The sequence below is a fragment of the Exiguobacterium sp. s34 genome (genome assembly GCF_018617435.1).
Lineage (GTDB): Bacteria > Bacillota > Bacilli > Exiguobacteriales > Exiguobacteriaceae > Exiguobacterium > Exiguobacterium aestuarii.
Genome location: NZ_JACSKE010000002.1, coordinates 603,656 through 616,433 on the forward strand (window position 1 = coordinate 603,656; position 12,778 = coordinate 616,433).

Sequence of the window (12,778 nt, forward strand, 5' to 3'; positions counted from 1 at the left end):
TCGAAACTTTGCCATAGATGCCAACATTCCCGTCAATTTGGGAATACTACTACTATAGCGAATTGGAGGAATAGATGATGGAATGGGATTGGTACACACGCCCTGAGGATTATGTGGAAGTGGATTCTCGATATGCGCTGGCCTATACGTATTGGCTTGAACAATTGACGACCGCAAGCGTCACAAAAATCGTGGTTGAGGATGATTATATGTACGGGTCACTCACCCTCGACTACGAACAGTTAGAACGAGAACCTCAGAAGATCGGACATTATTTTATTGCTCCTGATTTTTTATGGACAATTGGATTTGATGATTTACATCACGAGTCGGTTCTCGCGAAAGCATGCAACTCACCAATCGAAGCGTTTTATGAACTGCTCGCCGAACGGATGAACAATTACTTCCATGGGATTGATGAATTTGAAGAACGACTTCTCGTGGCGCAACGAGAAATGGCCGGACAAGTACCCGCCACGTTCATGAACGAGATTTTCGGGCTCCGAAGCGAGATTGAGCGTTGGTCTGACACTGTCACTCCTTATAAAGAACTCGTCATGGCAGGACGTGAGGCCTTTCTCGATATTGATTTACAAACGTTAAAACCTTATCAACTCGCTGATTACCGAGTGAGCCGACTATTGACGCTCATCAATCATTATCAAGGTGATGTCATCGCGATGACAGACCTCGCCTCGACACTCTCTAACTTTCGCGGGAATGAAATCATGAAGGCACTTACCGTCTTCACGGCACTCACGACTCCTGTCGTTGCGTTCGGAGCCGTGTGGGGGATGAACTTTAAAGAAATCCCTGAACTGGACTGGCCCCTCGGCTATGCATTCGCCTGGTTTGTGATTATTTTCTTCACGCTCATCATTCAAGTATGGTTGAAACGGAAGAATTGGATTGGCTCACTGTTACAATTCCCGAATCAAACGACGTCACCAAGTGATCGAGTCAAACAAAAATCTAAAAAAACGAACAAAAGTTCGTTATAATAAAGAAAAGAGAATTGCACAGGAAAGGTGATGTTATGGAACGACTCATCATTCATGTGGACATGGATGCTTTTTACGCCTCCGTCGAGCAACGGGACCGACCCAACTTACGAGGAAAACCTGTCATCGTCGGAGGACCACCCCACAGCCGCGGAGTCGTCGCCACTTGTTCATATGAAGCGAGGAAGTACGGCGTACACAGCGCGATGTCATCACGTCGCGCTTTTGCGTTGTGTCCACATGCCACGTTTGTGAAACCACGCTTTCAAGCTTATCGCCAAGTTAGCACGCAGGTCATGGACATTTTTAAGTCGGTCACCCCTCTCGTCGAACCGTTATCACTTGATGAAGCCTATCTCGACGTGACCGAAAATACGCTGTTGAGCACGTCAGGCCCCTATATTGCCCGATATATTTTAGGCGAGATTAAACGGCGTACCGGTCTCACGGCATCCGCTGGTGTCGCACCTTCAAAGTTCGTCGCGAAGATTGCGTCCGGTTTTGACAAACCGAACGGTCTTACCGTCGTACCGTCTGATGATGTCGCCGATTTTCTCGCTCCTCTCTCAATCGAAGCGATGCACGGAGTCGGAAAAGTGACAGCTCAAACACTTTATAAGAGTGGATATCATACAATCGGGGACCTCCAACAAGCTCGTCCCGAACAACTGAAAGCCATCTTTGGACACGATCGCGGACAACAATTATATGAATTGGCACATGGAAGAGATACGCGTCCCGTCGTCGCCACACGGGAACGCAAATCAATCGGGTCGGAGACGACGTTTGCGTTTGACATCGACGACCCAGAAGAAGTGTTCGAACGAGTCATTCCCGAGATGGAGGATGTCTTGCGTCAGCTCGACCGACGCGAGCTGAGCTGTCAAACCGTCACGATTAAATTAAAGACGAGTGAGTTTCAGGCTCGGAGTCATCAAATCAAATTAAATCATCCCACTCATGACCACGACGAAATCCGGAGGCTCGCAAGGCGTCTTTTCGATGAGATGAACGTCACCGAACCCGTCCGCTTGATTGGACTGACCGTATCCGACTTGATTCCGCGAACCGAATCAACACGTCAACTGACATTCGACGAACTGACGAAACCTTCTCTTGAAGAATGAATGGTCATTCATTAAAATAGAGAGAAAGGGGGTCATGTGAATGGAGACATACACGGTGACGGGATTTGAGAACGACGGCACGCTCGTGTTGAATGAAATGTTCGAAGCGAGCGATGATCAATCAGCCAAACAAAAAGGGCTCGATTTGCTTCGTGTCGCAGGTCATGAGCACAAAGGCGCGCGCATTGTTCGCCGAGGGCAACTCATCTATTTTGAACGTTGCAAATTACCGGGGAAATTGAAAGGAACGGCATCATAATGAAAGTAGACCGAGATTATTGTTCTCGGTCTACTTTTTAATTTCCATATTTCTCGTCCCATGCTTCCTGCCATTCCTGAATATCAGCGTGAATGTCCTCGAACGATTCTCCGCTCAAACTATATCCGCTCCCTAAACCTGATCCGTCTGTCACAGGGAATGACGTTCCCCCGATTACCTCTCCATCCACGACCATTACCGAGACAGCAGTCTGACCGGCGGGAGATTGTTCACCAATCGGATGATCTTTAACCGTAAAGTTTTCATAGTATATGGTCTTTCCAACGTATTCATCCGGTGACACGGATTGTACTCCCCAAGTGGTCCGTGCACGATCTTCCGCCAACTCTTCTAAGGTTAACGTACTCGTATACTCGCCTTCATATGAGACGATTGGGTACTGTTGTTTCTCGAGATACTGTTCGGCCACCCGTCCGTTCTCCGTCATCTCAGGTTTTGGTTCGGCCGTCTCTTCTTTCCCACAGGCTACGAGAAACAAGCAGAGGAAAACCAATATCCATTTTTTCATCGTCTTCCATCCTTTCATTTCCTGATCACTTTACTTTCGTTATCCACCCCCTAAATCCTGCTTAAAATGGAAAGAGAAGAAGAATCATGAGGATTCCGACGATGCCAGTGAGCAGTTGCAACGGGACACCGACTTTGACGAAATCCATGAAACGATAGTCTCCCACACTAAATACCATCGCATTCGTCGGAGACCCGAACGGAGTCATGAAGGCGAGAGATGCTGAAATGGCGACGGCGATGACGAACGGGACAGGACTGACCGCCATCGATTCCGACAGGGCGATGGCGAGCGGGATAAACAAAATAGCTGTCGCGGTGTTCGAGATGATTTGACTGAGGACCATTGTCGCAAGAAATAAAACGACGAGGACCCAGGCAGGACCAAAACCCGCGAACGACTGTCCGATCCAGTCGACAAGCCACGCCATGACACCCGCCTTCTCCAGCGCCGTTCCTACTGGGATCATGGCCGCAATCAAGACGAGTGAAGACCATTGAATCGATTGATACGCAACGTCTAGATGGCGTACGGCTCCACTCATCACCATCGCAAGTGCTGCTAGCCAAACCGCGACGGTCGGGTCGACCCATTCAAACACGAACATCGTCATCATCATGACCATGATCACACCAGCCGCGAGTTGATGATGACTCGACACCGTTCGATTCGCCACGTCCGTCACTCGCTCGTTCGAGAGTAGTAATCGTGTCTCTTGTTCAACTCGCTCTAAATCTTCCCATTTCCCCTGCACCATCAACAAGTCCCCTTGTTTTAGCGGCGTATCTTTCAGCCTCACTTGTGCAATTTCTTCTTGTGGACGGATGACACGCAAGACGTTCACATGAAATGCATTACGTAGTTGACTCTCATGGAGACATCTCCCTACAAGTTGACTCGACCCTGGAACCGTAAACATGACGATGCCACCGGTCTTGTCATAGACGTTTGTTGCCTCGACCTTCTTAAAAGGGATGTGTTGTTGTTCGGAGAGAGAACGGACTCGCTGCTCATCTCCACTGACGAGTAACGACCCGGCACGTAATACGGTGTCGGCACGCGCGGTCTCGTAATGTTTCCCTATCCCTCTAATCCGTTCCTTCAACACGATGACACCGTCATGCGACCATTTCAAATCATTTAATCGTTTGCCAATCAGTGGATGCGACGCGTCGATCGACATGACATATACGTTCGGGTTAATCGATTCGATTGCTCCCCCTTCATCCCATTCTCTTGAACGACCTTGATCGAGCAAACGATTCCCGATCAGACGAAAGTACAGCAATCCGACAAACATCACGACTGCACCTATCGGAAACAACGAAAAGAAACCAATTGGCACATCGATTAGACCTCGTAGCGATTCAGCCGCGACAAGGTTTGGTGGTGTTCCAATCAATGTCATCGTTCCACCGATGCTTGAGAAAAAAGCAAGCGGCATGAGGTACCCTTTCGCAGATCGCTTGATTTGTCGAGTCATCGCCATGACGACAGGGATGAGCAATGCAACGGTCCCTGTGTTGGACATCACGCTTGAAAGAACGGTGACAGTTAACATGAACAAATAAAAAAGTCGCGTCTCGCTTCCATTCGCATATGGGATGAGCATGGAAGCCAACCGTTCAGCTAATCCAGAGTGAAACAATCCAGCTCCGACAATAAATAGCCCGGCAATCATCAAGACGACTGAGTTCGAGAATCCTGCCATCGCCTCACTCGGCGTCAGCTGCTCGGTCAGGACGAGACCGAGAAGTCCGATCAATGCGACCAAGTCCGCTCTTAGCCAACCTGTTATGAAAAAGAGAATCATCACGACTAAAATGAGCACGGTCCACATGCCAGTTCACCCTTTCTCCACTATTCCATCTATATTTATTATAAATCTTATTTGAAAGCGCTTACTTCGTTGTTTGTGACAATCTCATCAACAAAAAAAGCGGATGGCTCGATTGCCATCCGCTCCTCACATCTTATTGAACTTCGTTTTCATTCACCATCGGCGCGTAAAGCTCCTCAAGTGGTTTCATGATAATTTTCGTTACTTCTGTAACGAGCTGGTGCATGCGTTGCTCTTCTTGCATGAGCTCCATGATCAATTCGTTCTGTTGAACGCTCATCATTTTCGTTTGCGCATCCATCATTTCCTGCTCAGAGATTTCCTCTCCTTGCATTTGCTTTTGTTGAAGCGTCATTTGGATGTTACGGAAGTCAGCGAACAACTGGTTCGCTTCCGCATCCGCATTGACACGATCGTATAAAGAAGAGAGTGTTGTGAACTCTTCAGAATCGCGAAGTGCTTTCTCCAATTGGTAAGCTTGGTCGTACAAGTTTGTTTGTGACATGTAACGTCCTCCTAAATGCTATTAGGGCGTGGCCATCACAAGATGGCAATCAACCCTTGAATCAACCCAATCATACCACCTAACAGCGCTCCAAGCCATGTTATTGCCCGGAACTCTCGTTTCGAGATCGATAAAACAATCTCTTCGAGGTATGATGTGTCGAGTGACTGAACCTGTTCCTGAACGATTTTATCGATTTTCAATCGGTCCATAATCGTCTCCATTTGATTCGTGAAGCGCTCAATGACAAGGGTGACACCTTGTGGGACGAGTTCGTCGACGACACGTGTTTCAATGGACTGCGTGTAAGACGAGACCGGTCGATCTAACAATTGCCCGATTGGCAAACGTGTGACGACTTGTTCTGTGATGCCATCAATGAGTCGTGCCTCTAAACGTTCATCGATCAACGTATCAACCGTCTTCTCACTGAATCGCTCAAATTCACGCGTGATCATCGTCGTCATACCGTCACGCGTCGACTGCCCTCGTAAGATGTTGACGATTTCTGGTCGGACCATCTCGACAAAGTTCATATTTTGAATAAAGCCTGCGATAAACCCGAGTCGACGCTGGACGAACGAATCGACCATATGACGAAGTTGTGCCTCGCCTTCAGGGGAATAAAAATACTCTTCCGATTTGACGAGAAGCGCCTCCACAATTTCAGGAATGACTGCCCGAACTCGGTCCATCCCTTCTTCTCCAAGCAATTCAAACAACTTCCGCTCTTTCACTTCAGCCATGACGCTCGCTAACTCGTCACGTAACTTGTCATCCGCCAACGTGAGGATGCGTGCCTCTGCATTCGGGTAAAGGGGTTCTACGAGTTCTCGAACCGTTTTATCCGAGCGTAACATCGCTTGAACTTCTTGTTGCGCAAAGTGCGTAATATGCGTCGTCACTTGGTCATCCAATAATCGCTTTCGCATGCCTTCTGGTGTCAATAAGTGTTTGACGACTGTTTTCCCTAAGCTAGATGCTAATTCATCCCGACGTTTCGGTATGAGACCCGGTGTAAAAGGTATCCGGAACGAACCGATATATTTCGGTTCATGCGGTCGGAACAACATCTTGATGGCGAGAAAGTTCGTCACGCCCCCAATCGTCGCACCAATCACAATCATGAGTAAAATCTTTAATAACCCGTCCAAACTGCAAGCCTCCGATCTGAAATATGATACATTGTTGATGAGGTGATAGTATTGAATACGTTTGATCGTATTAAATCGATTTTTCCGACTGCTGTCCATCGGTCGGAAGATGCATCTGGTGACCTTGACTGGTTCGAGACGCAAGATGGTACCATATTTGGGCTCCCGACATTCGAATTGACCGAACGTGAACAGCAACTGCTCCGCATGTGGGCGACCCCGATCCTTCAGACCGACCCACATCAGCGAAAATGGCAAGAACGCCTTCAAGATGAGACGTATCGTCTTGACCAATCGTTTCGGCTCATTTCTCTCTCGCTTCAAGAAGCGGAAGAGGAAGCGTTCGAATCATTCATCAGTATCGTCCACGACTTCATGCCACATGCTGAAATCGTATGGATGACAACAAAACACATCGAACTCATCGAACGAGATTCATTTGTCGATCTCCAAGAGTTCGAGGACGTGTTGCGTGCCATTGCGAGTGATTGTTTCATCGAAGCACACGCGGTCTACAGCGAACGTTCACAAGGTTCTCTCGCTCTTGTGTATCGTCAACATCAACTGCTCATGCCATACGCTCGTCTGTCTACTAAAACTTACCCTGCTAGTCAATTATTATACCATTATTTACTACAAGAACAGGACTTAAAAGAGCGGAGTCACATTACCGCTCCACTCATGAAGATGCTCGATCTATCGACAATCGAATTGCTCGAGGCGTTATTCAGTAACTCGTTGAACGTCTCCCATACGGCGAAAGCACTTTTCATGCACCGAAATACGCTGAATTATCGACTCGATCGCCTCTTTGAGACGACCGGTTATGATGCTCGAAAGTTTTATGATGCGAGTCTCCTTCAACTCATGGTCACGTTGCACAAATCCGATTAACGGTTTTTGTGCAACTTGTCTATATTCAATGCAAGCGGTTTCATCATATAATCGTTCTTGTAAGCGCTATTATACACACACAGATTCTTTAGGAGGCTAACGACATGGCAGAAATTCGTTTAGAACATATTGATAAAATTTACGATGGTGGCGTCAAAGCCGTCAGCGATTTCAACTTACACATTAAAGACCGTGAATTCATCGTCTTCGTCGGACCGTCTGGTTGCGGTAAATCGACAACACTTCGTATGATCGCAGGTCTTGAAGAGATTTCAAACGGTGACTTTATCATTGACGGGAAACGAATGAACGACGTCGCTCCTAAAGATCGTGACATTGCTATGGTCTTCCAAAACTACGCGCTCTATCCGCACATGAGTGTTTATGACAACATGGCATTCGGCTTGAAGCTCCGTAAATTCCCGAAAGACGAGATTGACCGTCGCGTAAAAGACGCTGCTCGTATTCTCGGTTTGGAAGAGTACCTCGAGCGTAAACCAAAAGCGCTCTCAGGTGGTCAACGTCAACGTGTTGCCATCGGTCGTGCAATCGTTCGTGACGCAAAAGTCTTCTTGATGGATGAGCCGCTCTCAAACTTGGATGCGAAACTTCGTGTACAGATGCGTAAAGAGATTATCCAACTCCACAACCGTTTGGACACAACGACAATTTACGTTACCCACGACCAAACGGAAGCGATGACACTCGCTACACGTATCGTCATCTTGAAAGATGGTCTCATCCAACAAGTTGGATCACCGAAAGAAGTATACGATCATCCAGACAACATCTTCGTCGCTGGCTTCATCGGTTCACCTTCAATGAACTTCTTCCGCGGAACACTCGCAGAAGGCAAATTCATCACGAACGGTGAAGAAGTCAACGTTCCAGAAGGAAAAATGAAGACGCTTCGTGACCGTGGCTATGTCGGAAAAGAACTCGTCCTCGGAATTCGTCCAGAATCAATCCATGATGAGCCAATCTACCTCGACTCACCAACGACGCACACGTTCAAAGCGCACATCGACGTCGCTGAGCTCATGGGATCAGAGTCTTACCTCTACGCAGAGCTTGGTGGACATCAGTTCACAGCACGTGTCGACGGTCGTTCGAACATCCACATGGGTGACGATGTTGAACTCGCACTCGATATGACAAAAGCACACTTCTTCGACGGAGAAACTGAACTCGTGATCCGTTAAGCCATACAAAAAGCCTCGATTCGTCTGAATCGAGGCTTTTTCTTATCGAATCGCGTAACGTTGTTCGAGTTTGTGTTGACCGGCTTGAATCAAGGTCGATAAGATCCAATAAATCGAAGCCGAGAACAAGAGTAACGGCATGACCAAATACGTCGTTGCTGCAATTTGGTCAGACACGTACGTTAACTCCTGAACCGCGATGACCGAACCGAGTGACGTCGACTTGATGATGTCGATGACCGAGTTCGAGACAGGCGGGATGGCGCGTGAAAGCGCCTGTGGGAAAATGATGTCTTTGAAACGCTTCATTTTCGGAATCCCTAATGCGACACTTGCCTCTACCTGCCCTTTATCGACAGAGTTGATGGCTGCCCGGAACGCTTCCGAGATATAGGCCGCAAAGTGGAACCCGAGTCCGAAGATGAGCGCCTGCATCCCACTCAGTTGCACGAACCCAGTGAGACCGACATACAAAATCAATAATTGAAGTAAGAGCGGTGTTCCGCGGAAGAACGAAATGTACGTCCGCGTGAACAACCGTACGATTTTAATCGGACTACTATGAAGTAGAGCGATGATCAGACCGAGCGCCAAGGCGAGAAGAATCGACAGGACACTGGCGATCAACGTGAGCTGGACGGCTTCAAGATAGACCGAACGGTTATCTATGACGGTCGTGATCAGTTCATTCATTGACTGATATCCTCACCGAAGTACTTCTCACCGATTTCCTGCATCGTACCGTCTTCTTTCATTTCTGCAAGTGCTTCGTTCAATTTCTCAAGAACGTCGCTATCTTGACGTGTCATGAACCCAGCTTCGCTCGTGTTGAAGATGTCACCGACTGCTTTGACGTCATAGCCTGTTTTTTCAAGCTCTGTCAAGATGAAGAGACGGTCGTTCAATGCCGCATCAAGACGACCGACTTCGAGGTCTTGAAGCACTTGGTTCGCCCCTTTGTAGTATTTCACTTCGGCACCAGCTTCTTCCGCCATTTGCGCATAGACCGAACCTTGCGTCGATCCGACTAATTTGCCGTCGAGGTCGTCTACTCCTTGAATGTCGTTGTTATCCGATCCAACGATAACTTGAGCTCCCGATACTGCATACGGGTCAGAGAATGCGTACTTTTCTTCACGTTCAGGCGTGATGCTCATTTGGTTAGCAATCATGTCGATGCGTTCTGCATCAAGTGCTGGAACGAGTCCTTTGAAGTCCATTGCCTCGTACTCTACTTTATAACCGGCACGTTCTGCCGCTTCGTTCAAGACGTCGATGTCATATCCCATCAATTCACCTTTATCTTTATATGTGAACGGTGGGTATGTCGCCTCTGTCCCGACAGTGATGACTGCTTCGTCCGCTCCACTGTCTGTTTCGTTACCGCAAGCTGCGAGAAGCCCGACTGAAGCTCCGATTGCGAGTACGCTTGTTAATGTTTTTTTCATGATGATTCCGCCTTTCCTATAATCCTTATATGATTACACGGTTTTAAACAATAACCTCATCATACTGGCGCGATGTCTTCATGTCAAACAAAAAACATCACCCTATCGCTAGAGTGATGTCTCCCATCAGTCGATGGCTTTTGCCTGTTTCATGACGTCTGCTTCAATCGCTTCACGTTTCGCCGTCGTCTTCTCGGCGCGATCCGCGTGTACACTAAAGTAAAACTTGATTTTCGGCTCTGTACCAGATGGGCGAAGGCAGAACCAAGACCCGTCCGCAAAGACGAATTTTAAGACGTTCGATGAAGGCAACTCGATGGCTTCAGACGTATTTGTCCGTAAGTCAGTTGCCACTTGCTTCTTATAGTCTTCGAAACGAACGACTTCATACCCACCGACTTCTTTTGGTGGATTGGCACGGAACGCTTCCATCATTCGCCCGATTTGTTCGAGACCTGCTTTCCCTTTTAGCGTCATCGACTGTAATGACTCTTCATAGAAGCCGTACTTCTCATAAATCGATTGCAACGCATCGTAGAGCGTCCGGCCGTTTTGCTTATGGTAGGCCGCCATCTCCGCTGCGAGTAAACAAGCTTGGACAGCATCTTTGTCGCGACAGAAGTCGCCAATCAAATAGCCGTAGCTTTCTTCATAGCCAAAGAGGAATTCATATTCACCTGACTCCTCATATTGTTTGATTTTCTCGCCGATGAATTTGAATCCCGTCAACGTGTTCTCAAGGTGTACGCCATAAGCTTTCGCGATCGCGGCACCGAGTTCTGACGTGACGATTGTCTTAGCGACGAAGCCGTTCGATGGGAGTGTTCCCGTCTCGCTCTTTTGTGAGAGGATATATTCCATTAAGAGCGCACCCGTCTGGTTCCCAGTCAAGACGAACCATTCCCCGTCACGCCCGCGTACCGTCAAGCCGACACGGTCCGCATCCGGATCGGTCGCCATGAGTAAATCGGCCCCGACACGATCTCCGTATTCCATCGCTAGTTTAAATGCAGCCTTTTCCTCCGGGTTCGGATAGCTGACGGTCGGGAAGGCACCGTCTGGTTCTGCCTGCTCTTCTACAATCGTCACATGGTTAAACCCATATGCTTTCAATCCTTCCATGACCGGACGGCGTCCCGTTCCGTGGAGCGGCGAATAGACGATCTGAAGGGGGCTATCCTGTATGTCACGATGAATCCGAATCGACTGGAGTGCTTCCATATAAGCTTCATCGACGGATGGATCGACTGTGACGAGGAGCCCCGTTTGGCGAAGCGCCGCCTCATCTTCAATCTCGATCTTCAACTCATCTTCAATCGCATTGACGTAACTGACGAGTTCATCCGCTTCCGCTGGTGGAAGTTGCCCACCGTCTGCTCCATACACTTTGAACCCGTTATATTCTGGCGGGTTGTGACTCGCTGTGATGACAATGCCACCGAACGCATTCAAATGACGTACGGCAAACGAGAGTTCGGGTGTAGCGCGCAAACTTGGGAACAAGTACGTCTTGATTCCGTTTGACGCAAGCGTCCGCGCCGCCTCCAAAGCAAACTCAGGTGAAAAATGACGAGAGTCATGGGCGATCACGACACCATGACGTTTCGCCTCTTCTCCTGAAGCAGCGATAAAGTCCGCAAAGCCTTGTGATGCTTTTCGAATCGTATACACGTTCATTCGGTTCGCACCTGGTCCGATTTCTCCGCGCATCCCGCCTGTCCCGAATTCAAGCGTCTTATAAAATGCATCTTCTAACGTCGTCTCATCCTTTGCGAGCTCATCAAGTTCCGCACGTAAATGCGGTGCTAGCCCTTCAAATTGATTCCAACGGTCATATGTTTGTTGCCATGTCATGATTCATTCCCCTTTCACCCTCAAAAAATTCAATCGAAGTACTCGCCAATTGCTTCCATCTTGTATACGATGAGAGTAACGAAACCTCGAGGTGATATTAATGTTTCCAACAATGCGTGCCCAAGAATTAAAACAAATCGTGCATACGAACTCGATTCGTTTCATCGATTGCCGATATTCACTAAACGACGCGTCCTATGGTAAATATGTCTACCGAAAGGGACACCTTCCGAACGCTGTCTTTCTCGACTTGATGGAAGACTTGTCCGGTCCGCTCGGCGAACATGGTGGACGTCACCCGCTTCCTTCAAAAGAAGCATGGACGGCAACGCTCCGCCGCATCGGCCTTAATAAAGAAGACTTGGTCATCATTTATGATGACGGCTTCCCATTCGCAGCTCGTGCATGGTGGCTCTTCAAATGGGCCGGTCACGAACGGGTCGTTGTCTTAGAAGGCGGCATCCAATCTGGCATCACCTATTGTGGTGAGACTACGACGGACGTCCCAGACTATCCAGCAAGTGACTATACACCAGACTTCCGAGACGACATGATCGCGACACTCGAAGAGGTGAAAGTTGCCACGAGCGGCTCCCTCTATGATTCACGAACAGAAGACCGCTTCAACGGGTCACATGAACCGATTGACAAAAAGGCAGGTCATATCCCGAACGCGTTGCTCTGTTCTTATGCCGAGGCCATCACGGAGCTCGGTACATTAGAGGACTTTCACGATTTAAAAGAACTCTATAAAGACGTTCTTTCTGTCGAAAATCCAATCTTTTATTGCGGTAGTGGTGTGACCGCCTGTGTCAATATTCTGGCGCTACACGCCCTCGGTAAAGACGATGTTCGACTCTATCCAGGATCCTATTCTGACTGGATCAGCTATCCAGAAAACGAGGTCCACCCGTGACGGGTGGATCGTTTTTATTTTACACCGATTTAAATGTTATTCCAAAAAA

Annotated in this window: 13 protein-coding genes; 6 read left to right on the forward strand and 7 right to left on the reverse strand. The window is 48.2% G+C overall.

Going from position 1 to position 12,778, the window contains the following annotated elements; genetic code table 11:
- Positions 1-77 precede the first annotated feature (77 nt).
- The 3 genes from KNO87_RS06685 to KNO87_RS06695 are packed head-to-tail and all read left to right on the forward strand — an operon-like array spanning position 78 to position 2,387.
- On the forward strand, positions 78-1,001 hold the full coding sequence (locus KNO87_RS06685; RefSeq protein ID WP_214794539.1) for a CorA family divalent cation transporter: 924 nt from the start codon (positions 78-80) through the stop codon (positions 999-1,001).
- 35 nt (positions 1,002-1,036) lie between these two features.
- Positions 1,037-2,128 (forward strand): DNA polymerase IV, encoded by a 1,092-nt coding sequence (gene dinB / locus KNO87_RS06690; RefSeq protein WP_214794541.1) that lies wholly within the window; start codon positions 1,037-1,039, stop codon positions 2,126-2,128.
- Positions 2,129-2,168: 40 nt separating this feature from the next.
- Positions 2,169-2,387, forward strand: coding sequence for a YhzD family protein (locus KNO87_RS06695; RefSeq protein WP_214794543.1), 219 nt, complete (start codon positions 2,169-2,171; stop codon positions 2,385-2,387).
- 37 nt (positions 2,388-2,424) lie between these two features.
- Here the strand turns inward: KNO87_RS06695 and KNO87_RS06700 are convergent, their stop codons facing one another.
- The 4 genes from KNO87_RS06700 to KNO87_RS06715 all read right to left on the reverse strand — a co-directional run bounded on the left by KNO87_RS06700 (position 2,425) and on the right by KNO87_RS06715 (position 6,415).
- Entirely contained in the window at positions 2,425-2,916 is a 492-nt protein-coding gene (locus KNO87_RS06700; protein WP_214794545.1) for a hypothetical protein, read from the reverse strand.
- Between the two features lie 61 nt (positions 2,917-2,977).
- On the reverse strand, positions 2,978-4,756 hold the full coding sequence (locus tag KNO87_RS06705) for an SLC13 family permease (protein ID WP_214794547.1): 1,779 nt from the start codon (positions 4,754-4,756) through the stop codon (positions 2,978-2,980).
- 133 nt (positions 4,757-4,889) lie between these two features.
- Complete coding sequence (locus KNO87_RS06710; protein ID WP_074032614.1) at positions 4,890-5,261, reverse strand: YlbF family regulator; 372 nt, start codon at positions 5,259-5,261, stop codon at positions 4,890-4,892.
- A 35-nt stretch (positions 5,262-5,296) separates the two neighbouring features.
- Positions 5,297-6,415: a DUF445 domain-containing protein gene (locus tag KNO87_RS06715; protein ID WP_251126760.1), complete on the reverse strand. Its 1,119-nt coding sequence runs from the start codon at positions 6,413-6,415 to the stop codon at positions 5,297-5,299.
- A gap of 42 nt (positions 6,416-6,457) precedes the next feature.
- On the opposite strand from KNO87_RS06715, the gene KNO87_RS06720 reads away from it, so the two are divergent.
- Together KNO87_RS06720 and KNO87_RS06725 are read left to right on the forward strand one after the other, a co-directional pair.
- Positions 6,458-7,309: a PucR family transcriptional regulator gene (locus KNO87_RS06720; RefSeq protein ID WP_260569865.1), complete on the forward strand. Its 852-nt coding sequence runs from the start codon at positions 6,458-6,460 to the stop codon at positions 7,307-7,309.
- Between the two features lie 104 nt (positions 7,310-7,413).
- Positions 7,414-8,511, forward strand: coding sequence for an ABC transporter ATP-binding protein (locus KNO87_RS06725; protein ID WP_214789726.1), 1,098 nt, complete (start codon positions 7,414-7,416; stop codon positions 8,509-8,511).
- Between the two features lie 42 nt (positions 8,512-8,553).
- Here KNO87_RS06725 and KNO87_RS06730 read toward each other — a convergent pair whose 3' ends face one another.
- From KNO87_RS06730 to KNO87_RS06740, 3 genes are all read right to left on the reverse strand, one after another.
- Positions 8,554-9,204, reverse strand: a complete 651-nt coding sequence (locus KNO87_RS06730; protein ID WP_015880920.1) for an amino acid ABC transporter permease — start codon at positions 9,202-9,204, stop codon at positions 8,554-8,556.
- Complete coding sequence (locus KNO87_RS06735; protein WP_214794549.1) at positions 9,201-9,959, reverse strand: transporter substrate-binding domain-containing protein; 759 nt, start codon at positions 9,957-9,959, stop codon at positions 9,201-9,203. The genes KNO87_RS06730 and KNO87_RS06735 overlap by 4 nt, the downstream gene beginning before the upstream one ends.
- Positions 9,960-10,085: 126 nt before the next feature.
- Positions 10,086-11,813: a phospho-sugar mutase gene (locus KNO87_RS06740; RefSeq protein WP_214794551.1), complete on the reverse strand. Its 1,728-nt coding sequence runs from the start codon at positions 11,811-11,813 to the stop codon at positions 10,086-10,088.
- 100 nt (positions 11,814-11,913) lie between these two features.
- Here KNO87_RS06740 and KNO87_RS06745 point away from each other — a divergent pair, with 100 nt between their 5' ends.
- Positions 11,914-12,729 carry a sulfurtransferase gene (locus tag KNO87_RS06745; RefSeq protein WP_214794553.1) on the forward strand — a complete coding sequence of 272 codons (816 nt, stop codon included), beginning with the start codon at positions 11,914-11,916 and terminating at the stop codon, positions 12,727-12,729.
- Positions 12,730-12,778 lie beyond the last annotated feature (49 nt).

Coding starts and splice junctions, on each gene's coding strand:
- KNO87_RS06685 (WP_214794539.1), top strand. CDS start 78: ATGGAATGGGATTGGTACACACGCCCTGAGGATTATGTGGAAGTGGAT.
- dinB (WP_214794541.1), top strand. CDS start 1,037: ATGGAACGACTCATCATTCATGTGGACATGGATGCTTTTTACGCCTCC.
- KNO87_RS06695 (WP_214794543.1), top strand. CDS start 2,169: ATGGAGACATACACGGTGACGGGATTTGAGAACGACGGCACGCTCGTG.
- KNO87_RS06700 (WP_214794545.1), bottom strand. CDS start 2,916: ATGAAAAAATGGATATTGGTTTTCCTCTGCTTGTTTCTCGTAGCCTGT.
- KNO87_RS06705 (WP_214794547.1), bottom strand. CDS start 4,756: ATGTGGACCGTGCTCATTTTAGTCGTGATGATTCTCTTTTTCATAACA.
- KNO87_RS06710 (WP_074032614.1), bottom strand. CDS start 5,261: ATGTCACAAACAAACTTGTACGACCAAGCTTACCAATTGGAGAAAGCA.
- KNO87_RS06725 (WP_214789726.1), top strand. CDS start 7,414: ATGGCAGAAATTCGTTTAGAACATATTGATAAAATTTACGATGGTGGC.
- KNO87_RS06730 (WP_015880920.1), bottom strand. CDS start 9,204: ATGAATGAACTGATCACGACCGTCATAGATAACCGTTCGGTCTATCTT.
- KNO87_RS06735 (WP_214794549.1), bottom strand. CDS start 9,959: ATGAAAAAAACATTAACAAGCGTACTCGCAATCGGAGCTTCAGTCGGG.
- KNO87_RS06740 (WP_214794551.1), bottom strand. CDS start 11,813: ATGACATGGCAACAAACATATGACCGTTGGAATCAATTTGAAGGGCTA.
- KNO87_RS06745 (WP_214794553.1), top strand. CDS start 11,914: ATGTTTCCAACAATGCGTGCCCAAGAATTAAAACAAATCGTGCATACG.